A 24,940-nucleotide genomic window follows, 5' to 3' on the forward strand; every position below is an offset into this window, starting at 1 on the left:
AAAAATTGTTCCTTATTTTAAATCTAATAAAGGTCTAACTAATGTTTCTTTGTTATTAGCTAAATCTTTCCAGTCTACTTTTATCGCAGGATTTACACCATTGATGTAATCCTCAATATTAGAATATCCGTCTCCGTTTAAATCTCCTTGTGCATCAGATGGATCGTTCGGGTTTAAACCGTATTTTTTCTCCCATGCATCTGGCATTCCGTCTTTGTCTGTATCTACATAAGGTTTTCCTTTGTATTCTGGATATCCTCCAACTTGAGAAACATCTGTAATAATTCCTTTTTTATAAGAATCCATAGGCAAACGTCTGTGTTCGAATTGGTAGAAAGTCTTTTTCTCTAATCCTTTAGCATACTCAGGAACTCCCGTTTTTACTGTTCTTACGATTCTTTCATCCACTTTATCTCTAATTGGCAAAGTAGCTCCAACATTTTTAAGAACGAATTCATAAGACTCTTCAGCAGTCATGAATTTGTTGAACCAAGGCATCGGGAAAGCTTTATCTACTTTCATTTTAGAGAAGTATTCTTTTGCTTCATCATACGTCATTAATTCCCCTTTTTTATTCTCTAACTGAATTCCACCATCCCAGTTGTCTTTAGTCACTTTTTCGTTTCCATTAACAACGTTTCCGTTTACATAAGCTCTACCAAAAACCATGTAAGGCAATTTGCTTCTTCCTGATTCTGGTTTTAAAATTCTGTAGCTGATTGGCTGTGTTAAATCGGTTACTGGACCTGGTTTATAGAAGTTGTTGATGATATTGTAATTAGCAGTATAATCTCCGCCATCTGTAGATCTGTTGTACCAGTTGAAAACTACGTTATTAACGAAGTTGAAAATTCCGTTCCAACCAATAGAAGGGTTTCTTCCTGCATTGTTTGCCCACATATTTCTCATGAAAGAACAGTTTTCTCCTCCTAAAGTACTTCCGAAAGCGTGATTGTAAGTATCAAGAGCTTCTCCGAATAAACTGTTTTGGATTGTAATATTTACCGTTCCAACTTTGATATCTGGGTAACCTGGCCCTGGATTGTACATGTGTCTGTAAATTGACATATTTTCGTCTAATCCCCAAGTTGCAGAAACGTGATCGATCATAATATTTCCAACAGGATTTCCTCCAATAGCATCGTCACGACGTCCTACGAAAGTTTCTCCACGACGGAAACGCACGTGTCTGATAATTACGTCATGCGTATCAATCCAAGTTGATTCTCCAGCAATACAAACACCATCACCAGGAGCAGTCTGACCTGCAATTGTAATGTAAGGCGCACGAATAATCAACGGACTTTTTAATCTGATAATTCCAGCAACATTAAACACTATTATTCTCGCTCCTCCTTGTTCACAGGCTTCACGTAAAGTTCCAGGTCCACGGTCTTCTAGACTTGTTACCGTGTAAACTTTTCCGCCACGTCCTCCGAATGTGTACATTCCACCACCTTCAGCACCTGGAAAAGCTGGAATTTCTGCCTGAGGTAAATCAGTAGGTCTTGCAGCCCACGGAATATAAGGTTTTCCATGTTTTGCTTCTTCTTCAATAACTACTAAAGCTTTTGTCCATGCTTCATCAGAAAGTCTTTGAGCTTCTTCTTTGATCGCTTTTTCCTGAGCCTGAACTTCTGGACTAATCTTCGGATATTGAGCAAAACATTTTGCACTTCCTAAAAAAAGCAGAGATGATGCGATAAATAATGCGGAATTTTTCATGTTAATTTCTAGTTGTGGTAATTCTTTTTAAACAAATCACCTGTATCTTTTGACGAATACAGGTGAAAAGCTTTATATAATTTTCTGTTTCTTAATAGTTAAATTTATTCTTGGTAGTTGAATGTTCCTGCAGTTCCGCCGTTCCATCCAACTGTTTGCTGTAACCAAGTATTCTGAGTTAGAATACTAGTTTGTAATCCCATTATGTAATAATTTGGGTTAAACTTAATTTGAGCAGCAGCATTATTTACGTTATCCAAAGGAGTCAATAAATTTGTGAATGTGAAATTAGTAGTATAAAAAGTTGCTAAAGCATCAATTTGAGTACTAAAATTCGCTGCATCTGGATCTACACTAATTGATGCACGTGCACTAGTCAACGGATCTGTTTTACTAGCTGTTTTATTATACTGTAAATAATAACCTGTACGTTGTGTACCATTAATTGGCGTCAAACCTAATTTAGAAACTGTACCTCCGTTAATTCCTGGAAGAGCTTCGTCGCTATAAAGCATCCAACGTTGTACATCCCAGAAACGCTTTCCTTCGTAAGCTAATTCCACTCTACGCTCATATAAACAAGCCGCAATCGCAGCATATTTATCAGCTAAAATACCAATTCCGTAGTTATCAGCAGCTGGAATTCCTACACGAGCTCTAACTTTTCCAATGTAATTCACTGCATTACCAATGTCGCCTTTTGCAGCATAACATTCAGCAATATTCAATAATAACTCCGCATAACGATACTCGATAATATTAGTTACAGAATATTGGAAATTAGTAGCATTTGATGCCGTAACATTCGACATTTTTCTTACGTAAGCAGGGCTATTTTCTTGATTGTTATCACTAAAATATGGTTTATCTTTATCTGCAGAATCTAACCAACGGTAAGACCAAGCTACACTATTTGCATTTTCTGCATATCCCCATTTCATTCCAGAGAAAGCAAATGTTCTGTAAAATCTAGGATCACGTTTTTTAAAGAATAAGAACGGATCGTACCCATTTGCAGCTGTTGGTCTTTTTCCATCAGACATTGGAAACAAGTCAATCATTTCTTTTGGTGCTTCAAATGCTCCAGTACCACCTTGGCTAACTAAACGCATCGCTTTTTCCCATGAATTGTTATTACTAACAGAAAGTGTTGCTCCGTTTCCTAATAATTGCACTACAATTGCTTCTTTATTAAATCCTTCCAATGTAAACATATCATTCCATTGTTTAGCATTGGTTCCATATAAACCATAACCATCAGCAGTCAATTGAGCTTCTGCAGCTAAACCAGCTTGTAATGCAGCCTCCCATCTTTCTGTAGAACCATCCCAGTTTTTATTAAACAATGGGCTAGCGTATGTTAACAATACTCTTGCTTTTTGTGCTAAAGCAGCTCCTTTTGTAAAACGTCCATAATCTGCACCTGCATCTGGCCAGTTACCCGGCAATAATGAAGCTGCCATATCTAAATCTGCTACAATTTGTTTTACTACTTCAGTAACAGAAGCTCTTGGTAATTTTATTGCTTCATCTGTAGAAGATGCTCCTTGTGTTGAAGTAACAAGAGGTACACCACCATACATACGCATTAAATCAAAATACTGAATTGCTCTTAAATAATATACCTGACCTTTTGCACGATCACGAAATGTTTTATCTAAAGTAGATCCTTTTACATCAACATCTTCTAAGAAACTATTACAGTCTCTAATACGATTGTAAGGCTCGTTTTTAATTTTATCTTCTAATTTGGTTCCAAAATAATTTGTAGCATCATCAGAATTTATTAATGTCTTGGTTGGATTTACAAGGTCTGTAATCCCTCCTATTTCTTCAGTTAATCTAGAGTATGCATCTGTGTATTGACCAACAAAAGTTGCCTGCGGAGATTTATACGCATAGAAAAAGTCGTAATATAAATTGTTTATATACCAATTTGTACGCTCTTGACTTTGATAAAATGAATCATCAATTTGTCCAAAATTTTTCTTGTCCTCAAGAAAATTGTCACTACATGAAGCACTAACTATAAGTAATACTACAAGAGTTAATATTGAGTTTATTCTTAGTTTCATAATTACTTATTTTTTATTAGAATGATACACTTAAGTTAACAGACCAAGTTCTCAAAGTTGGATAAGTATCATACGATGAATCATACATATTGCGATAATGATTAGGATATGGATTGTAGAAATCCCAAAGATTATTTCCAGTTACACCAATTGCTAAACTGCTGATATTTAATTTATTTAAAACGTCTTTTGGTAAACCATAACCTACAGTTAAGTTACGAACAAAACAACGGAAATTATTTAATTGCCAGAAGTTTGAAGGAGCACCAACCAACTCATCATCATATAATGCCAAGTTAGGATATTTACCATTTACATTATCAGGACCGTACATATCTGTCCAATAGCTTTCGTGAGCCCACATGTTGTGTGCTGTTGCAGTTCCTTGTTTTACTACATCAAGTTCACGGAATCCACCCCAAGATGTAGAAATTTGAGTTCTAGCGTAAAATCCTTTATATTTCATACCTAAATTAGTAGTAAAACCATAAGTTCTATTTGCATTTACTAATTTCTGATAATCTAAATTTTTATCGATTCTTCCATCAGGTCCTGCTTGTTTACCAGTTGCAGGATCAAATGCTCCACCAACATCTTCATAAGCTAACATACCTTTAACCATTCCAGCCATAGTTGTAATTTTATTGAAGCTTGGTGTTGTTCCAGCCGCAGCCGCTCTTTCTGATAGATAAGCCCAGTAGTTTGCAATATCTTCATCTGTACGTAAAATTCCGTCTCCTGTAGATGTTCCGCCCCAAGTTTTGAATCCCCAGTATGGGAAGAAAGAAGAAGACCCTGTTTGCGTTACATTAAATGATGGATGTTGTAAAGCTTGGTCTGGATATTTTTTTACTTTATTATCTGAGTATCCAAAGTTTACTCCAACATTATAACTAAAATCATCTTTGATTTTATCACTCCAGTTCAAACTCACCTCAAGTCCCCAAGCATCAACAGCAGCATAATTTTGTTCAGCAAAACCACCACCAACTGAAATTGGCACCCCAACAGCACCTGCCATGTTGGTTAACATATCTGTTGTTCTGTCATAATAAAAGTCAGTATTAATTTGTAATCTATTTTTCAATACATTAACATCAAGTCCAATGTTATTTTTGATTGTTGTATCCCAACCGACATTTCTGTTTGGATTAACTTTTGGAGTAACACCACCTCCTAAAGATCCACCAGTAGCACCAGTTCCAAACACAGAACCTTTATCAACTATAACATCATAGTACTGCATCCATCTCCAAGCCTGTACGTTATCTTTACCAGTTTTACCAATAGAATAACGAAGTTTAAGAAAATCTATGCCTGGCAATGCTTTAGTAAACCAATCTTCTTTAGACATAATCCATCCAGCCTGAACAGAAGGGAAGAATCCCCAGTAGTTTTCAGGAGCAAATTTTGTTGAAGCATCACTACGGAAAAGAAATTCTAACAAATATCTAGACTTATAGCTATAATTGAATCTACCTAAATAAGAAAGTGTTCCTGATTCTCCTTTTGTATTAATTGAGTTTGGAGAAATTGTTCCAGCTGTCTGATAAGTTCCAGCATAATCTTTTCCTGTACCTTCATACGCTAAACGTGTTGTTCTGTATTCAGCCTCTGTACGCTCCATACCAACCATACCACTAACATCATGATTACCAAATACTCTAGCATAATTTGCAAAAAAGTTAGTTTGATTATTTCTGCTAAGAGAAGTGTTATAGTACACACGAGAGTTACGAACGTTAGTATCAATTTGATAATTTCCTGTAGAAGCAGTTGTTGGAACAGCTGCACTAGCTAAGTGACGATCTTGAAGTTCGTAATTTTTAATTCTAGCTAAATCAAATGGCAACTGAACTTGTTCTGTATATCCAGTGCTTTCTGTTCTTGCAAAAGTACCTTTAAGAGATAGTCCTTTTACAAAAGGAACTTTATAGTTCAAAGACATGTTCACGTTGTATGAGAAATCATCCGAAACTTGTTTAGAACCATTGTTTAAAGTTGCAAAATAGTTCCATCCTGCAATTGTTGTATTTGCATTTGCACTTCCTAAGTTTCTAGTAGTTTTAGGAAAAGGAGACATATAGTAATCTTTTCCGTCCACTACAGTTTCCCAAGGAATATATTTTGGCATATGTAGCAAATAACCGTAATCTGCTTGCTCTCCTCCACCAGCAATACTTCCGTAACTGCTATCATTAATATTAGCCGAAGCTTTTGTAAATGATTTTTCTATATCTCCAGAATTGGTAGCAATTGCTGCAGAAAAATCTAATGAATTAGAAATTTTCGCATTAATACCAGTTCTGAAATTCCATTTTTGATAATCCTGCTTACCTAAGTTTGCTCCTTGAGTAAAATAGTTAAGACCAGCAAAATAGGTCATTTTTTCATTACCTCCAGTAACAGTCAAAGTATGTTTATCTTGAGTTGCAGGTTTCCAAGCCTCTTTTAACCAATCATAATTTAAGCCTTTCATTTGCTCCAATTCAGCATCAGAAAAATAACCTACTCCATTGTTGCTTAAATTTTTAACTGATAGAAATCTATTTGACCAAAGTCCGTACTCATAAGCGCTCATAGTTTTACTATGGCTCACAGCATCATTTACTGCAAACTGGCTATAGTATGAAAACTTAGTAACACCAGCTTTACCTCTTTTAGTTTTTACAACGATTGCACCTTGAGAAGCACGAGAACCATAAATAGCTGCCGAAGCATCTTTTAATACGGTAATACTTTCTATCTCAGAAGGATCTAAACGGTTAAAAGCATCTAAGGTAGGGAAACCCGATACAGGATCTACCTGCACCATATCATCAATAACAATTAATGGTGTATTGAATCCTCCATCTTTAGAAAAGCTGAAAGTTTGACGAATCTGTAAAGAAGCAGCATCACCTGGACGTCCTCCTCCATCTATAACAGCTAATCCAGGAACTAATCCTTTCAAAGCATCAGATAAGTTAGAAACTGGTAAATCTTGAACATCTGCAGCATTAATCGTTGCAATTGCCCCAGTAAGTTTTTCTTTTTTCTGAGTACCGTAACCTACAACAACTATATTTTGAAGTTCGTTTGAATCTTCAGCTAATTTAGCATCTACTACAGTACGCCCATTAATCGCAATTTCTAATTTTTTCATTCCTATAAATGAAAACACCAAAGTAGCGCCAGGTTTTACTTTAATTTGATACTTACCATTAAAATCTGTTGTAACTGTATTCTTTGTAGATTTCTCAGTTACGTTTACTCCAGGAAGAAGACCAGATAAATTATCGGTAACAGCTCCTGTTACTGTAACTTGATTACTTTGAGCATAACTCAATACACTCATCAGTGTAAACAAAAGAAAACTACATCTTTTTATAAGTGCTTGTTTCATAAATGTTTTTTTGGTTAGGTTATTAATGTTAGTTAGTCATGTTTTAAACATGTCTTAATTATAATAAAACTTTACTTAAAGAAATCTTAATAAAGATTATTAAATGTTAAAAACACATTTATTTTAATATTCCAAAAATATGACGATGATAGATTACAACCGTCCTGCTCTATCCTGTTTTAATGGCAGAATGTCAAAAAAAATATGACTAAAAAAACAATATTAATAAAAAACGAATGGAAAAAATAAACGAACCTAAATATTTAAGACAAATGTTTGCTTAAAAGAAAATTTACAAACTCATTTTAATTAAAAAACAATAAGATTTATATCAAAAATAGACTTATAGTATTTATTCTTCAAAATTATCACATTGATGCCTGATAAATAAGAGCTTATAAAAAACGCTTTTTCAACGAAAACGATAGAGATAAATACCAAAAGCATATTTATTTTACGATAAAAAACCTACAAAAAAATAAGCAGGATAGTTACAAGATAGCATAAAAAAAGTTTTAATAATTTTTACTAAAAAAAATATTTTTTAAAAGTAAATTCTGACCAACGAAATTTAAAGGATAATTTATCCATTTTTTGCTAACCTCAAAAAAGCAAAAAACCCACTAAACATTGATGTCAGCGGGTTTTTGTTAAATTAAAATTTTGTTCTGTTTAAGATTCCGTATTTTGGGTAAAATTAAAGCGCTATTTATTCGGATCCCATCCGTTTAAAACTAAATCTCGATTGTATTTTTTAAGATCTTCTTTTTTCAATTGATGTGACCATGATACTCGCTGAGAAATATTTTTTGCACTCGAACCTTTACTTCCAAATTCTGCATAATAAGCTGTTTTATCTTTATCAGGAAAACGAGTATCGATCCACGCATTCCATCCTTCTGGAATAATATGCGAACCAATATCAGTATTAATGAAAACAGTTTGTGCGTAAGGTCTCCAAGGTCTTCCTAAAAATACTTTGTCTACTGATTTGTCATTTGCAATAAGCTTACAATCAGCAAAAACAAAACCATAAGCTTGCCCTTGCGGAGTTGAAGCTGCTGTGATATATGAATTGATTAAACTTTCAATTGTACATTTATAAAAATAAGCCGTTGCAGCTCCGAATATAAAATCGGTTGTACCGTTGATGAAACAGTTATCAAAGTAGGTTCGTGTATTTCCTTCAGATAGATAAAGCGTATCCTGATTTCCTAAAAGATTACAGTTTTTCACCACAACTCTATCACTCTTTATGTGAAGCGCCACTGCCTGCCCTACTCTTCCAGCTGTGTTTTCGACAGTAAGGTCTTCTAGTCTGCAATCATTTCCTTTAATTAAAAAAGAATAAGAAGTTGAAGTTCCGAATTCTTTTTTACCCGATGGATCTGGTTCGCGAAGCGGTTTCCCAGAATAATCATCAAATGAAATTATGGTTTTGTTTCTATCAATTCCTTTTAAAGTGATAAAGGATTTTGAAATCGGAATTTCCAATTTCTCAACATACTTCCCTGGCTTTATTGTTATTACAACTCGTATTTCTGAATTGTCTTTGACATTATTTACCGCTTCCTGAATGGTTTTAAAATCACCAGAACCATCTTGAGCAACGGTTAATGCTAATTTGTTATCGACCGTTTGAGCTGATAAAGAAAGTGTTGTAATTAAAAATAAGGTTAGAATGTATTTCATATGTTTTTTATTTATTTCGTTTTTTGTCATTTCGACGAAGGAGAAATCTTCTCGAGAAGCTCGCCAAAAATTGGTGATTCACTTTGTGGAGCTACTTGCGAAGATTTCTCCTTCGTCGAAATGACAAACTGTGTGGTTATTAAAATCCGTTTTAATCCGCGTTTTGCCAAGGGCAATCCGTTTCATCCGCGTCCAAAATTTAGTGCGACATCCAAACCGTCATTTCGCCTTTTCCTTTATTTCCCCATGCAAAATACGGAATCAATTTTACTTGTACAGTATCCTCATTTTTAGAAGAAAGCGGTTTGTATAAAGATTTATTCCATGAATTGTTAGAATTTATATTAGCTTCAGCATCAATACTAACTAAATTTCTATTATTCAATATGAAATTGTTTGTTGTAAATTTCGATTTCAAATTTAAAGCCACATCATTTACACTTATTTTCGCAGGAAGCTGATCTGATTCTAAACAGTAAACTAATGGCCCTCTTTTTACAGCTATCTGATTTTTTACTTCTTCAACCAACGGATTCGCTTCCATTAACTCAACTGGCATTGGAAGATTCAATTCAATCACATCTCCTTTTTTCCATTTTTGGTTTAATTTCAAATAGGTTCCAGCATCGATCTTATCTGTAATTTTCGAATTATTAACAGAAACTTCAGCATTCTGACTCCAGCCCGGAATTCTTAAAAAGAAATTTTGTAAATCTTTTGGAGCTTTTACAATTTTCAACGTTATTTTTCCGTCCCAAGGATAATTGGTCTGTTGTTCGATCTCGATTTCTTCACCATTCAAAGATTTTGTTTTCAACTGATTACTTCCGTATAAATTGACATACAAACCTTCTTTCGAAATATTGTAAGCGTAATTTCCAACTTCGGCAATTGTTCTCGTTACGTTTGGTGCACAACAGTTGGATAATGCGATATAACCTTCACGTTCATTTCCCCATCTCTGGTGAAACGGTAAATCATTAGAAACATTCAGCGGATTGTTATACAAGAATTTTTCCCCATCTAGATCCATTCCCGAAAGCACACTGTTGTACAATGCTAATTCAACGATGTCAGCATATTTAGCATCTCCCGTAATTTGAAGCATTCTCCAGTTCCATAACACATTTCCAATATTAGCACAGGTTTCGGTATGAGCCGTTGCATTTGGCAATTGAAAAGGTCTTCCGTAGGCTTGGTGAATTTTCTGTACTACAGTTGGATCATAAGAAGTTCCGTCTGGCGAAACTCCATCGTATAAAGAACCACAACCTCCCGTAATGTACATTTTACGATACGTTACATCATCCCAAATGGATTCTAAATTGTCTAACAATTTTTTTTCACCTGTTTCGGCATATAAATCGGCAACTCCAGCATAAAGGTAATTTGCTCTTACAGCGTGCCCCATTGCAGTTGTTTGCTGTCTAAACGGAACTCTATCCTGATTATCATCGGTTCCGTCGTTTGTAGTTCCTCTAATATCAATTAGATTATTAGCCAATTCTAAGTATTTCGGATTTTTGGTCGTTCTATACATTTCGACAATTCCCATATAATGAGACGGACAAATGGCATTTCGAGCCAATTCTGGTGAAGCTTTTTTATAGAAATCATACAAGAAATCAGCAACACCTTTTGCGATATTCAGGAAATTTGTTTTTCCTGTGGCACGATAATGAATACAAGCTGCAGTCATTAAATGTCCCATATTGTATTTCTCAAAACCCAATTGTTTTTTCACTTCTTCTGGGCCTAAAGTTCCCCAGCGTTCATCAATTAAAACCGGCGTATGAATATAACCGTCTTTGCGCTGTACTTTCGCGAAAAGCGCAATAGCCTTATCCATTTCGGCATCTAGTTTTTTATCTTTTGTTACGGCATACGTTGCCGCCATTCCTTCAAAAATTTTGTAGAAATCACCATCATGAAACGAAGGCCCTTTAAAAGTTCCTTTGCTTAAACCTGCTGCAATTTCGAAGTTTTTGTAAGCATGCGAAATCTCATCGTTATGATACAAATCCCACATATACGGCAACGTATTTTTGGTTTCTACATCAAATTGTTCTTTCCAAAAACCGTTTGTCCATTTTACGTCTTGCAAGCCTACGCTTTGCAATTTTGAATACGGACTTTCTGAATTTGCAACCAAACCTTTGTTTTGTGCAAAGATTACGGTCGAAAGAAATAAAGAGGATATGATGATGTTCTTTTTCATTTTGAATTTATTTTTTGTTTGCCACGAATTACACTAATTGCACTTTTTTTCTTTTTTCTGCCACAGATTAAAAGGATTAAATTGATTTTATACTAAATAATCTGTGCTAATCCTTTTAATCTGTGGCAAAAAACTAATTCGTGGAAATTAGTGTAATTCGTGGCAAACCCATTTTTTTTATTTAATAAAGAAATTAATGGTTCTGCTCATTGAATCTCCGTCTGCATCTTTTACTGTTAGCACGAAAGAAGCAAATCCTTTTTCAACACCTGTAAACTGAATTTCCTTTCCTTTTAAAACCACTTTTCCATTCTTAAGATCGGAGAAAGTATACACTGGTTTGTTTTCATAGCCTTTAAAATAATCTGGAGCACTTAAAGTCTTTTTATCTCCCGAATTCACAAAATAATGAGGCTGCGCCAGCCAGTCTAAATAATTATCCAATTGAGTAAATCCGTCTTTGTCCGTATCTTGATTGGCATCTGAGAAATCTCCAGCTTTCGAATTTTCGTTTAAGCCAAAAGCTTTTTCCCACCAGTTTGGCAAACCGTCATGATCTGTATCCCAATCTGTCGGACGAGTTTCTGATACAAAATTTGGCCATCCACCTGCATCCTGTTCGTTATCGATCATACCGCCTAAACCGCTTTTACTGCCTTTGTAAGTGAAAGTTCCTTTTAAAGTTTCGTCTACAATTCTATTATCATGTTTATCAAAAAACGGCTGATTGGCACCAACATCTGAAAGCACATTTTTATACGCCGCTTTCGCTGATTGCGTTTCTACATAAGAAGGAAAAAATGGTTTGTCTACAAAAGTTTCATAATCTACTTTCTCATTATGGCTTATAGTAGATTTTCTACCTTTATCCTGAGATTTCTCATCAAAGTAACCCGGCATTATATTTCCGTTAAAATAATAACGTTGCATTCCTTTTCCAACACCCTCATGTTGTGCATTTAAAGCTACAAATATGGTAGTTGAAGCACCTGGTTTATAAAAATTGTTTACAAAATTTACTTCGTTTGCACCGCCGTCAGTTGTTCTTCCACCCCAGTTGTAAACCACATTGTTGGTGATATCCAATCTTCCTGTGTAATAACCATCACCGTTTAAACCGCCTCCGATACTCCAGTTACGACCTTGGTTGTGCGCCAATAAATTGTGATGAAAACTACCAATATCTCCACCAATTGTTGCCGCAAAACCGTGCATTTTTCCTGCAGGATATTTATCATGTCCCGCAATGTTTAACGCTTCAGAAATTAAAGTTCTTTGTAAAGTGATATGATGCGCACCACGTGAGCTAAACGATTCGTCAATAGTCCAGCTAATCGAACAGTGATCAATAATACTATAATCAGCACCTGTTAATCCCATTCCGTCAAAAGTAGTTCCGCCTCCAATTCTCACTTTTAAGAATCGAATTACACCATCATTTCCTGTCAACCCAATCGGAGCTCTACTGATTGTGATTCCTTCACCCGGAGCCGTTTGTCCCGCAATGGTGATACAAGGCTGATTTGCTACTAATCTCGAAGCCAGTTTTATATTTCCCGAAACATTAAAAACGATCGTTCTTGGACCAATTTCCTGATTGATTGCATCGCGTAAACTTCCCGGACCATCGTCATTTAAATTGGTTACTTCAATCACTTTTCCGCCACGTCCTCCAACTGCATAACGTCCGTAACCTTCTGCACCTGGAAAAGCCAATTGAGCAGGTTTAAACGACCATACATTTCCTAATGTAACTTCGCCATTATTATCCACTTCATCGACTCTCCAATAATAAGTTGTTCCCGAATATAAATCAGAAACCGTATACGATTTCTCAGTCAGTTTTCCTTTAAATTCTTTTGAAGATTCTGTTGCATTTTCAACCGCATTTTTATCTTCACCGAAATATATTTTATGCGATGCCACATTTTTTACAGCGTCCCATTTTAGAGTAAAAGTTTTACCCACTTCAACATGTTCGTCTCTATTTTTTGGTTCAGGAGTTCTAGCCTGATTCATTAAATTTGGCGTATCAATTTCAAAACCGTTAATTACAATCTGTTTTACAATATCAGGGTTTGAAGTTGGATCAATTTCAAAACGAACAATTACATCTTTTCCTTTCTCTGCATTAAAAGTAATATACGCCATTGAAGCATCAATTTTAGCATTGGCTCTCTGACTTGCATTTACTGTTTCTTGAAGTTTTCCGTTTACATAGATTTTGATTGGAGAAAAAGTTTTTCCTGTAATCACATCAAAAGCATTATGAAAAGTCAAAAGCGTATGTTTTCCCGCTTTCAATCCGCTGATTTTCAATTCTAAATTTTCATTCGTAACCAAACCGTCACTTCCTAATTTGTTATAAAATGGAGCATTCATTCCAACTTTATACCACTTTGAAGTAAAGTTTCCTTTTAGCTTAAATGACATATTATTAAATGATTTTTCAGCTTCTTTTCCTTCATTAATCACCCACGAATCATAACTCGGATCGTGAACTTCTTCTAGTCTTCTTTGAAAAAAATCAAAGTCAACTTTTACAATTTGTTTATCAGTATTTTGAACTGATTGTGCTTGTCCGTTTGTGGTCAAAAGCATGGACAAAACTGTAGCACTTATTAATTTCTTTATCATTTTAATTAGCAATAGTTAGTTTAATTTCGTTTTCTCTGCTTCAGATTTTCCTAACAGATTTATAATGTCTTTTTTTCTTTCTTCTGGAATTACTTTTAAAACCTTCAATTCTCCATTCATGAGTTCGGCTTCAATTGTGGTATTTTGTTTGGCGTGTAATTTAAAATGAACGTTCCAATCCTTTGGCCACGCTGGAAAAAGATAGATTTTTCCGTCTGCTTCCTGCAAAAGCATTTCCTGCATGCCAATCATTCCTGACCCGCCCCAATTATGATCTGGAACCCAATCAAAACCAGGTCCCCAAAAAGCTGGAAAACGTCTTTCTGAATTCGCCATTTTAAGTGTATTGTATTTCATCGCTTCTTCAGTTAATCCCAAACGAGCCGAAAAAATATTATCTTGTTTCCAACCTATATGACTTCTAAATTTTAAAGCATCAGGATCGTATTTCCAAGTATTCAACGCTGTTTCCAAATCAAGTTTTCCAATACCATAAATTCCCCAAGGATAAACAGGATATAATTGTGGCACTTCCGAATTATTAACCCTTTCCCATGTTTTGGCAGGAAGCAAAACTTTATGATTTTCAATCTGCCCAAAATTCAAAGGCGGAATTCTAGTTTGAAATGCTTTTAAATATTCAATGTCTTCTTTAGACAATTGACTTCCCGAAAGGTTTAAAAGACTTTCTGTAATTATCTGCAATGCCGAAATTGTACTATTGGCATTATTCGCCATTTTATACGTTTCTGCACCAGAACCTGGAAAAAGAATTAATTTCCCGTTTCCGTCCAAAGCTTTTCTACCTCTCTGCTTTGCTAAATATTGATAATGTTCATCGAAAAAACGAAGACAGCTTATAATAAATTGATTGTATTTTTGAATGTCTTCTCCTGTATATTCCTTTTGCTGCAACATCATTTGGCAGAATTCTAAAACAGTATCCCATTCATATTCCAGCCAAGCATTATATTCCATTCCCGGATCGTAATCTGCGGGACGTTTCCATTCGTACTCAGCTGGATTTGGAAGTCCAAAGTTTTCTAATTGTTCTGTGAATGATGCTCCATTGTGATTCCAGTAAACTTTGCTCCTTAATTCGGCATTTTTCTGCAAACTCAAATAATAATCCAATTGTGATTTCATCATATCAAAATCGCCACTTTTTACCATCGGAAAATAAACCAATCGCTGGTTTTGAGCTGTCATAGTTCCTCCTCCCCAATTTCTAAAATCGGGCGTAAAATTCAGATCTTTATTGGTGTAAACAGGATCAACCGTAAAAAGTCCGCCATTGAATTTGGTTGGATATTTCCCGTACGCATTGCATCCGAGCATGTATCGGAACAACTGATAATTCTGCCCGATTTGATACACTGAATCTTTAGCAGTCGATTGATTTTTTTGAGTGAAAATAAAACTGCGATTCCAGAAAGTATTCCACCATTTTTGAGTGTTTTTTTCTGCTTGTTTTGCTGTGTTTTTGTTTGCCGAAATCAAACTTTTCAATCCATTATCCCATGTATAAAAATCAGATTGATTGGTATTTAAATAAATTTCTAACGAATGTTTTTTGGATGGTTTTATGCTTGTTAATTTAAAACCTTTAAAATCGGTATCTTGATATTTCCCAAGATATGTTCCATCTGATTTTAAGTTATCGCCTTTCATGAATCCACCAAAAGTCAGATTCGCAATCGGGTTTAACATTTGGTCCTTTACCGATTCCATTTTCTGCTGTTTCACCGCCACATTAAAAACAGTGTTTTCTCGATTTCTATGGTAAAATTTTATACCGTTATTTTCAAACGAAATAGAATCTTTATACGTAATAACTTCCCCCTGAGGCGCCCATTTATAAGAATTAGCGTTGTTTTCTTTTCCTTTCGGATAGCGGTTTTGATAACGCCAGCTTTCATACGAAGCTGTCATTTTCAACGGATTTTTACTTTCTAAATCAACATGAATTATCGGTTTAAAAACATCTACCCAAAGTTTGATTTTTGTATCATTCTGCGCAACCAAAACATAACCATCTTTCAATTTTAATTCCTGAAGAAAACCATCTTTTCCTTCAAAAGGATTCGGCGTTAAAGTCACTTTTACACGACCTAACTTCAATAAAGTATTATGTTCGTCAAAAGTTCCGCTTCGGGAAAAATAGAAATACAAATCACCTTTCTCTACCCAGACATTCATACCAATATCACCGCCACCCAAAGGCATCGATTCTGACGAATTCTGGCTCTGCGTTGTCCAAACCTGATTATAATTATCAAGCGTAGGGATTTGCGCTTTAAGGCAAAGCGTCGTGAAGAGAAGTATGTATTTTATGTATTTCAATTTTACTCTTTTTAAAGTTTTTTTGTCATTTCGACGAAGGAGAAATCTTCGTTGTATGATCGACAAAGATTGCGGAGCTACTTGCGAAGATTTCTCCTTCGTCGAAATGACAAACTAGTCGTTAAACTCATCATTAATCATTTACAATTCACAATTAACAGTTCATAATTAACCATTATAAATCACCACTCATCGGTTCTAAATGAAGAAACCGGCAAACCTCCTGCACTAAACAATTCTGCTTTAGCGAAATCCTTCCATAAATATCTTACTGCAACTGGATTCTTTACTTTGTCAGAAGTTAGAACCACTGATTTTCTTCTTACCACAGTTTTTGCTGGATAGAAAACTTTGTCTGCTCCTGCTATTTCAAAACCTAAAACCTCTTTGTCATAAGATGTAATTCCATTTGCAACATCATCAAAAGAAACCGTTACAGCACCGTCTTTTATTTCCATCGATTTGTATTTCGGACTTTCGAATTCGAAACCTTCAATTCCATACGTTCTTGCCAAAGCCTGAAAAGCCAAACGGTTTCCTGCTTTTTCCTTATCCATAGGGTGAATGTTGTTTTCTTCTCCGACATCCATTAACACCGCCATTGCTGCATTCGGAATTTCCTTCGAAGCCTTAAACTGAGCTTCTCTCAGATAAGCTGAATTGTATTTTTCTAAATAATCTTTTGGATGAAAAGAAGCATAATTAAACGGTGCGATTTGAGCGAAATAAAAAGGAAATTCTCCTTGATTCCACAACGTTCTCCAACTGCTTACCATTTTCTTCATCAAAGCGGTATATTCAGAAGCTCTTTCGTAATTCGACTCGCCTTGATACCAAATACAGCCTTTGATTCCGTAACCAATTACAGGCGAAAGCATTCCGTTAAATAAAGTTGTCGGAACACGATTTGGATCTTTTGCCAATTCTTCTTTTGTAGTCGGAATTTTAGCACTTGCAAAATCTTTCAGCATTTCCTGATTCATCCAAGCCTCCATGCTTGAACCGCCGTAAGAAACATGAATCAAACCAACCGGAACATTTAAAACTTCCTGCAAAAGCGATCCAAAATACCAAGCTGTTGCACTAAAATTTGAAGTCGATTTTGGAGAAACCTCTTCCCATTTTCCTTCAAAATCTTGTAAAGGCTCCAAAACTGTTGCTCTTGGAATCGTAATTAAACGAATGTTTTTATTGGTTGATCTTACAATAATTTCATTTCCATTTTTAACAGGCTGTCCTTGAAACCCTTTCAATGGCATCTCCATATTCGATTGCCCTGAACAAAGCCAAACTTCTCCCAACAAAACATTTTTGATGGTTACTTTTTCGTTTCCTTCCGATACTTCAATCGTGTATGGCCCACCAAAAGAAACCGTTTTTAATTCTGTTTTCCATTTTCCAGAATTGTCTGCTTTTACTTTATAGGTTTTAGAATCCCACGAAGTTTTGATTACGATGTTGGCGTTCTTTTCTGCCCAGCCCCAAATTGGCGCATTGGATTTTTGCTGTAACATCATGTTATCAGTAAACAATGCTGGCAATTTGATTTTGGCATTGATTTGAAAACTTGCTAAAATCGTTAATAACGCAATAATTGATTTTTTCATTTTTTGTTTATTTTTTGCCACAGATTAGAGGATTAAAAAAGATTATTAGTTTTAGTTATGTCAGGCTGAGCGAAGTCGAAGCCCGATTCCAATTGAAGCGCCCTTCGACTTCGCTCAGGGTGACAATCCAAATAATCATTTTAACCTGTGGCTAACATTTATTTCTCCTGTAAAATTATAACCGGCCCCAATAACCCTGCTTTTAACAACGGTTGTCCTTCTAATCTAAATGGCGCTGTTGTCCATGTCAATCTCTCTTCTTTTGGCAATTTTTGATCACCAATTAATCTGTTTGCCCAAGTGTTTGTGATTTTTATTTCTATCGTATTTTTTCCTTTTTGCAAAGCTTTTGAAATGTCTGTTTTGAAAGGAAAAGTCCAAAGCGTTCCGCAATCTTTTCCGTTGATTTTGATTTCGGCAATATTTGAGATTTCACCTAAATCCAACCAGATTTTATTAATGTCTTTTCCTTTCCAAACGAACTCTTTTTTGTAAATAACAGTTCCCGAATAATACTTAATCTGATCATTTTCAGAGGTACTCCAGTCAAAAAGTTTATTTGTTTTTACTATTTCTTTCGGTCCTTTAAATTCAGGATCAAATTGTAATTTCCAATTCTCATCTAAAGTCTGAACTTTCTCAAATTGCGATACTTTTTTGTAATTTTCATTTATAAGTTCTTTTATCTCATCTTTAAAAATCACAAAACCAGATTCGTTGGCCTCTAATGTTATCGTAACAATTGTTCTTTCATCTAAAATCATCCAACTGTCTAAATCTGACATTTGATCTGTCACAGGATTATACCATTGCGGAACTTTTCCTAAAATTCTAAACGAAGCATCGAATGTTCTTTTTTCTCCTTTTTGATTGGAAATGAAATAAATATCTTCAGTATCCGATTTACGATGCGCCCAAGCCAATGTTTCTGAATCGGCTCTATTTAAATTTGGAAAATAAACGTCTTGTGTAATTCCGATGGAAGAAAAATCATTTCCTAAATACGGTAATTTGATAACTGTACCTTTTTCGATTTTCCATGTTGATGAATTGGCATTATTCCAAATTTCATCAATTACATTCTGCCATTTCTTTTGATTGGTTTCTGATTGAATTCCTGGCTGAAGGTTTGGTTTCTCATCCACAAAAATGGTTGCTCCATCTTTTAGCAGTTGCAAGATTTTTTCGGCGGAAGCCAAAGAAAGCATCTCATTTGGTGCCATTTTATGACTTCCTGGAAAGAATAAAGCTCCATATTCAATTCCGCCATCAAACGAAATTTTTCCGTTTATTACTTTCGCACGATTAATTAAAACATCGGCATTGAACGAATCATATTGATAACCATTTAGCGGATTAATCCATTGTGATAAATCGGTTATATTTTTAGAATAGGTCACTTCTTTTGGCATTTTTGCCGTTGGCTGACCCTCATTTTCTAAACGGATTTTCTCGCTTTCAAGTCTTGCCGCACCAAACACATTCGGAATAAACGGCACTAAACGATCTGGAACAAAAGAACGGGAAGGAAAATCTTCTCCAATAAAAACTGCCAGATCAATTACTGGTTTTCCTTTTTGCAACTGAAACTGCACTCTTTGGCAATAATCAAACCATGCTTTTCCGGGTTTCCACCAAGTTTGGTCTCTCTGAAAAAAAGTCCCGATATCATCCAAAGTCATTCCGGGTTTTCTGTCCGTCCACGGATTATGCACAAAAACGTGGTAGAATAAACGGTTGATCCCTAAAGCATAATTGCGATCTGCAGTCGTTTTTAGATTTCCCGGATGTTCGTCCCAATCCATTCGCAGAGCCGTAAAAGATTCTGCCTGAATAATATCTTTTCCATAAATATGCCCGCCAGAAATAGCATCAACCATATCAAAAGGTTTGTCATGCGTTGGGCTTTTTAGCCAAAACTCTCCACTTGGATAATCGACATATTTATAATGAAGTAATGCGTCACTTGTAACAACTGGCGCTACATTTTCTGCACTCAGCTTAACATTATATTCTTTAGCAATCTGAGCAATCGTACCATAAAAATTATCGGCAACTAAATCGGCGATTGTTTTTCTAATATCGTATAAAACTTTCTCTGAAAAATCGGTACTTTCTACTGGAATTCCAGCCATAACCGGAAGATATTCTACAATATCATAACCACGTCTCCTTTTAAATTCAGCCTGAAAAACCGAAGACCAGTTTTGGCTTCCACATTCCCAGCTGTCAAAATGGAGGATTTCCAGAACTTTTGAAGCCAGTTCAGGACCAGCAGAGCGAACGGCTTCTCCAAACCAGTGATCCAACTGAAAACGAATCAATTCTGGATTAAATTTATCTACTTCCAATCCTTTCCCTGCTCCGCCTGTTGCATTTTCGTGTCCTGTAGAAGTGTGTCCCATTCGGATAATTTTCCATTTCCCTTTAGGTGCTTTCCAATTCAAATTCCCATCAATATCAACAAAATTAGAAATATTGATAATCTCTGATTTTTTGAATGCATCAGAATTTGGAATTTCTTTTTCAGTAGTTTGCGGAGTCAAACGCCAGATTACGCCTGATTTTCCTTCGTAATTATTAATCAGTGATTGATTCGAAAGTGTAATTTTACACACTTTCAGATTCTGTTTCCATTTCGCAAAATCCAAATCTTCTGCTCCAGGTTCTGTTCCTTTTGGATCATACACAAATCTGAAATATTTTGCTGTTACGGGTGTAATCGTATGTGTATTCGGGAAATCCATATCCTGCCAACCGTGGCGTGGTGCGATCATTCTTTCGTGGAACCTAAAATTAACTCCGTCATCGCTCACTTCTACAATAAGCCGTTGTGCCTGAAAATCTCTTCCTTTGGTTTCAATTACAATAGATTTGCAGCTAAAAGGCTGTGCAAATTCATACTGAATCCAACCTGCATCAGCAAACTTGAAATTTTCATCTTTTTTAGGATCAGCCAAAAAAGATGCATCTGTATTGTTGGATGTTGTCACTTTTGGGAGTTGCACCTGCGAAGTGATTTGATATTCTTTTATCGGAATAGCAAAAATGGCAATGTCTTTATAATAGTCTTTATAATGTGTTGGAATTGGCAATTTCGACACCACTTTTTTTCCACCTAAAATTTCAGTCGTTGACCAGACTACTTTCTGCATTGACATTTCTGGTGTAATCCAAGGCCCACCAGCAACGGCAAATCCGTCTGCTCCATGAAAAGCTAGTTTTACCCCTAAACGATCTGCTTCTTTGAATGCCCAATGAATCATATCCCAAAATTCAGGCGTCAACTGTAAAACCGGCGGATCTATTAATGGCGGATTGGCTGGCCCTTTTATGGTCATTAAATAAGCACCTGCAATCCCAGCTTGTTTCATAGCTTCTAAATCGGCTGTAATTCCTGCTTTAGAATAAGCAGATTTCATCCAATACCAATACACCCAAGGTCTTGAGGATTCTAATGTTGGCTGAAAAGAGGTTTCTTTTTTATGGACTTCCTGTGCAGAGACGATGCTCGCTAAGAGAAAAATAAAAAAGACGTGTTTTTTTTGAAACATTATTCTTTGTTTTATTTCGTTTGTAAACCCGACAGGTTTTTGAAACCTGTCGGGTTTGATATATCGCATCTTTTTGTCATTTCGACGAAGGAGACCCGAGCGATAGCGAACAGGCGAAGCAAATCTCCACAAGTAGCTCGGTAACGAAAGTCCAATCTTTGCGGAGTTTCTTACGAAGATTTCTCCTTCGTCGAAATGACAAACTGTACTTTTTAATTCCTAATTTTTAATTATCAATTACTAATATTTAAATTTCTTCAAACTACTTTCCAATTCATTTTTTGAACCGCTGAAAGGCGTCAAATAAAAACTATACTCATAATTTCCAGATTTAATCTGATATTGTTCCAATGGCTGTGCTACAATCGTCCAACTGTCGTTTCCTCCTACTCCCATTTGAATTAAATCGATGTTTACAGTCAAAAATCCTGGATCTTTCAAATCGTATGTATGACCAGATGAACTTAAGTTTTCCTGTGTATACGGCCATGCGCTCATGCTTAAAACTTTGGTATCGTTTACTACCAAAAATCCGTTGCTTTTCTGTGGAGTGCTCAATGCCATCCATCTTACATCACATCGGTTTCCGTTTTCTTGTGGTTTTGGATAATGTTCGATAAAATCATTTATTGGAAGCGAATATTTCCCAACAAACGAACCGAAACTTCTGTCGCTGTAATTTTCCAGTTCCCCTTTTCCGTACCATGAAATCTGATCGAATTTTCTCTGAACTCCCATCTGCATTCCGATTTTTGGAATGTTCGGCAGTTTGTTTGAAGCTTTTAAACTGTAATCGACTTTTATTAATCCGTTTGGTAAAATGTTGTAAATTACTTTTACACTTGCGCTGTCTTTTATGACTTCGTAATCACTTGTTATTTTGATTTCCGAAGCTGATTTGTCAATTTTAATATTAACCAATTTTGGTTTTGCTTTATACCATTGTTTCAACAACTTTTGCGATTTCCATCCACGTTTGTCGTTGTCTGTAAGTGGTCTAACAAAATTGGGTAATAGCGGTGCAAAAACTTGTTCTTCTCCGTTAAAAATATACGAACTTAAAGCTCCGTTTGTTTTTCCAATTGTAATATCAAATGTTTTTCCTTTGATTTTAAAATCAGAATCTGATTCAGAAACGTTCAGCGTTTCTTTTTTCGATTCTGGAGAAACAACTTCTTTCTTTTTTAATATAAACTGATCTTCCGCAACAACGTAACCTTTTGAAGCCCATAATTCATCTTTTGAAAGCTGGAATTCTATATTTAAAATATATTCGGCATCAGCTTTCATTTTTGGAAGATAAGAACTGATGTCTAATATCGTTGATTGTCCTGCCTCTACTTTTAACGGTTTTAAAATCTGAGTTTTAATTGCATTTCCGTTTTCCAACACTTTTAAAACCGGAATATATCCTTCTAAAGATTTAACTGCCTGACGATTTTTAATTTCTAATTGATTTCCGTTTAAAGTCGAAACCGCTGGCTGATACACCCATTTGTTTTCAAAAATAGATCCTTTTGGTTTTCCGTTAGAATCTACAATTCCTTTTGTATTGAAGTTTCCATCATGGTATTTTTCGCCAAAATCTCCTCCATGAGCAAAATAATTCTGGCCTGATCTCGAATCAAATTTCAAGATTCCTTGATCTTTAAATTCCCAAATACAACCTCCGATCACTCGCGGAAGCGAACGGAATTCATCCCATAATTCTTTTAAATTTCCAACTGAATTTCCCATTGCATGAGAATATTCCACAAAAATAATCGGACGAGTATCTTTCTTTTGATCTACTAAAAATTTCGGTGTAAAAACGCCAGGATAGAAACGGCTAACCATATCAACATACGAATCATCCTGCGGATTTTCGAAACGATAAGCGTGATCGATTGTTTTTGGATATCCTGGATCAAGCGGATCGATATATCCGTCTAATTTGGCATTTCCCTGTGCTGGTTCGTAATGTACGGGACGTGTAATGTCGAAATCGTGAACCCAACCCGACATTGCAGCATGATTTGGTCCTTTTCCGCCTTCGTTTCCTAAACTCCACATTACAACTGATGGATGGTTTTTATCTCTTTCGACCATTCGAATCATACGTTCCATGTAAGCATTTGTCCAAAGTGGATCATTGCTTAATTTACCACCTATTCCGTGTGTTTCCTGATTGGCTTCGTCCATAACCATAATTCCGTATTGATCGCATAATTCGTAGAAATAAGGATCATTTGGATAATGACTTGTACGTATAAAGTTGAAATTGAACTTTTTAATCGTTGTAATATCTTGTTTGATATCTTCTCTCGTAACGGCTTTTCCTCTTGTTGGATGATGATCGTGACGGTTTACGCCATAAACGTAGGTTTCTTTTCCGTTGATGAGCATTTTTCCGTTTTCTTTCGAGAATTCAATCGAACGGAAACCCACTTTACAGCTTTTGGCTTCGGTAACATTTCCGTTTTTATCTTTTATAGAAATGACCATCGTATACAAATTCGGCTCTTCTGAACTCCATTTTTTTGGGTTTTTGATGGTTTCTTGGAAGAATCCAAAGCGTACATTATCCAAACGAGGATAACTTTCGTTAATTAAATCAATTACAGGTCTTTGAAGCGGTTCTTTGAACATTGCCGTATTATTGGCATCATATAATTGAACGTTCATCGTATAATCTTTAATTTTTGCTCCTGTCAAATTCTCAACTCTGGGACGCAGTTTAAAAATTGCATCTGTATATTGTTTGTCTAATTTAGTCTGAACAAAGAAATCCTGAATACGCAGTTTTGGCTCAGCCATAATGAAAACTTCACGTTGGATTCCGCTCATGCGCCAATGATCCTGATCTTCTAAATAACAACCGTCTGTCCAACGTATTACACGAACAGAAACTACATTTTCTCCTGCTTTTAAATAAGGTGTAATATCAAATTCTGATGGCAGAAAACTGTCTTCTCCATACCCTAAAAATTCACCGTTTAACCAAACCTCAAAACCTGAACTTACGGCTCCAAAATGTAAAGTCACGGTCATATCTTTCCAGTTTTCTGGAACGGTAAAACTTCTTTGATATGAACCAACTCCGTTATAATCTTTAGGAATATAAGGCGGATTTATAGGTCTAAAAGGATAAACTGCACTTTTGTAAATTGGATTATCGTATCCTTTCATTTCCCAGTTTGAAGGCACTTCGATTTTATCCCAACCTGAAACGGTATTTTTATAAAAATCTTTTGAGGCTTCTTTTATATTTACAGCATATTTAAAATCCCAATCGCCGTTTAGCATTTGGATTCGGCTCTTGGTTCTGTCGCCTTTTAGTGCGTCTTCGACACTTGCATACGAATAAGCAGTTGCTCTCGATGGCTGTCTGTTGATGCTCGTAATTGTTGGATCTTCCCAAGGAGCAAATTCGTATTTTTTATGCAATTCTGGGACTCCCGCTGGTTCTCCTGTTACGGATTGTCCTTGCGTGTAAGTTGTGAATAGTAAAATTACAGTCAAAAAGTCGAAAGTCGACCCGAGCTTGAAAAGCGAACTGGCGAAGCAAAGTCGAAAGTTGAAAAATTGTAGAATATGATTTGACTTGAACATTTTATTTATATTGTTTTTAAGTGTTTTTGTCATTTCGAACAAGAAATCTTCGCATAATATTCTACAAAGATTAGTAACCATTCTGTGTGGAGCTACTTGTGGAGATTTCTCCT

The 24,940-nt window shown here is 35.6% G+C and carries 10 protein-coding genes; all 10 read right to left on the reverse strand.

All coding sequences use genetic code 11. The features are described 5' to 3' along the window. Nucleotides 1-12: 12 nt before the first annotated feature. Entirely contained in the window at nt 13-1,725 is a 1,713-nt protein-coding gene (locus OZP10_RS00180) for a polysaccharide lyase (RefSeq protein ID WP_281632954.1), read from the reverse strand. 104 nt (nt 1,726-1,829) lie between these two features. Beyond that, nucleotides 1,830-3,800, reverse strand: a complete 1,971-nt coding sequence (locus tag OZP10_RS00185) for a RagB/SusD family nutrient uptake outer membrane protein (protein ID WP_281632955.1) — start codon at nt 3,798-3,800, stop codon at nt 1,830-1,832. A gap of 16 nt (nt 3,801-3,816) precedes the next feature. Further along, complete coding sequence (locus tag OZP10_RS00190; protein ID WP_281632956.1) at nt 3,817-7,185, reverse strand: SusC/RagA family TonB-linked outer membrane protein; 3,369 nt, start codon at nt 7,183-7,185, stop codon at nt 3,817-3,819. Between the two features lie 705 nt (nt 7,186-7,890). After that, nucleotides 7,891-8,877 (reverse strand): pectinesterase family protein, encoded by a 987-nt coding sequence (locus OZP10_RS00195; protein WP_281632957.1) that lies wholly within the window; start codon nt 8,875-8,877, stop codon nt 7,891-7,893. A gap of 199 nt (nt 8,878-9,076) precedes the next feature. Continuing rightward, a complete protein-coding gene (locus tag OZP10_RS00200) occupies nt 9,077-11,095 on the reverse strand; it encodes an aceric acid hydrolase (RefSeq protein ID WP_281632958.1) in 2,019 nt (672 codons plus the stop codon). Between the two features lie 177 nt (nt 11,096-11,272). Then, complete coding sequence (locus tag OZP10_RS00205; RefSeq protein ID WP_281632959.1) at nt 11,273-13,732, reverse strand: T9SS C-terminal target domain-containing protein; 2,460 nt, start codon at nt 13,730-13,732, stop codon at nt 11,273-11,275. A 15-nt stretch (nt 13,733-13,747) separates the two neighbouring features. Continuing rightward, nucleotides 13,748-16,075, reverse strand: coding sequence for a DUF5703 domain-containing protein (locus OZP10_RS00210; protein ID WP_281632960.1), 2,328 nt, complete (start codon nt 16,073-16,075; stop codon nt 13,748-13,750). 182 nt (nt 16,076-16,257) lie between these two features. Continuing rightward, complete coding sequence (locus tag OZP10_RS00215) at nt 16,258-17,682, reverse strand: sialate O-acetylesterase (RefSeq protein WP_281632961.1); 1,425 nt, start codon at nt 17,680-17,682, stop codon at nt 16,258-16,260. Nucleotides 17,683-17,840: 158 nt separating this feature from the next. Beyond that, entirely contained in the window at nt 17,841-21,236 is a 3,396-nt protein-coding gene (locus tag OZP10_RS00220) for a glycosyl hydrolase (RefSeq protein ID WP_281632962.1), read from the reverse strand. A 240-nt stretch (nt 21,237-21,476) separates the two neighbouring features. Next, the gene (locus OZP10_RS00225) at nt 21,477-24,737 is read right to left on the reverse strand and encodes a glycoside hydrolase family 2 TIM barrel-domain containing protein (RefSeq protein ID WP_281632963.1); all 3,261 of its coding nucleotides are present in this window, start codon (nt 24,735-24,737) and stop codon (nt 21,477-21,479) included. Nucleotides 24,738-24,940: the final 203 nt, after the last annotated feature.

This window comes from Flavobacterium luteolum (assembly GCF_027111275.1).
GTDB classification, from domain to species: domain Bacteria; phylum Bacteroidota; class Bacteroidia; order Flavobacteriales; family Flavobacteriaceae; genus Flavobacterium; species Flavobacterium luteolum.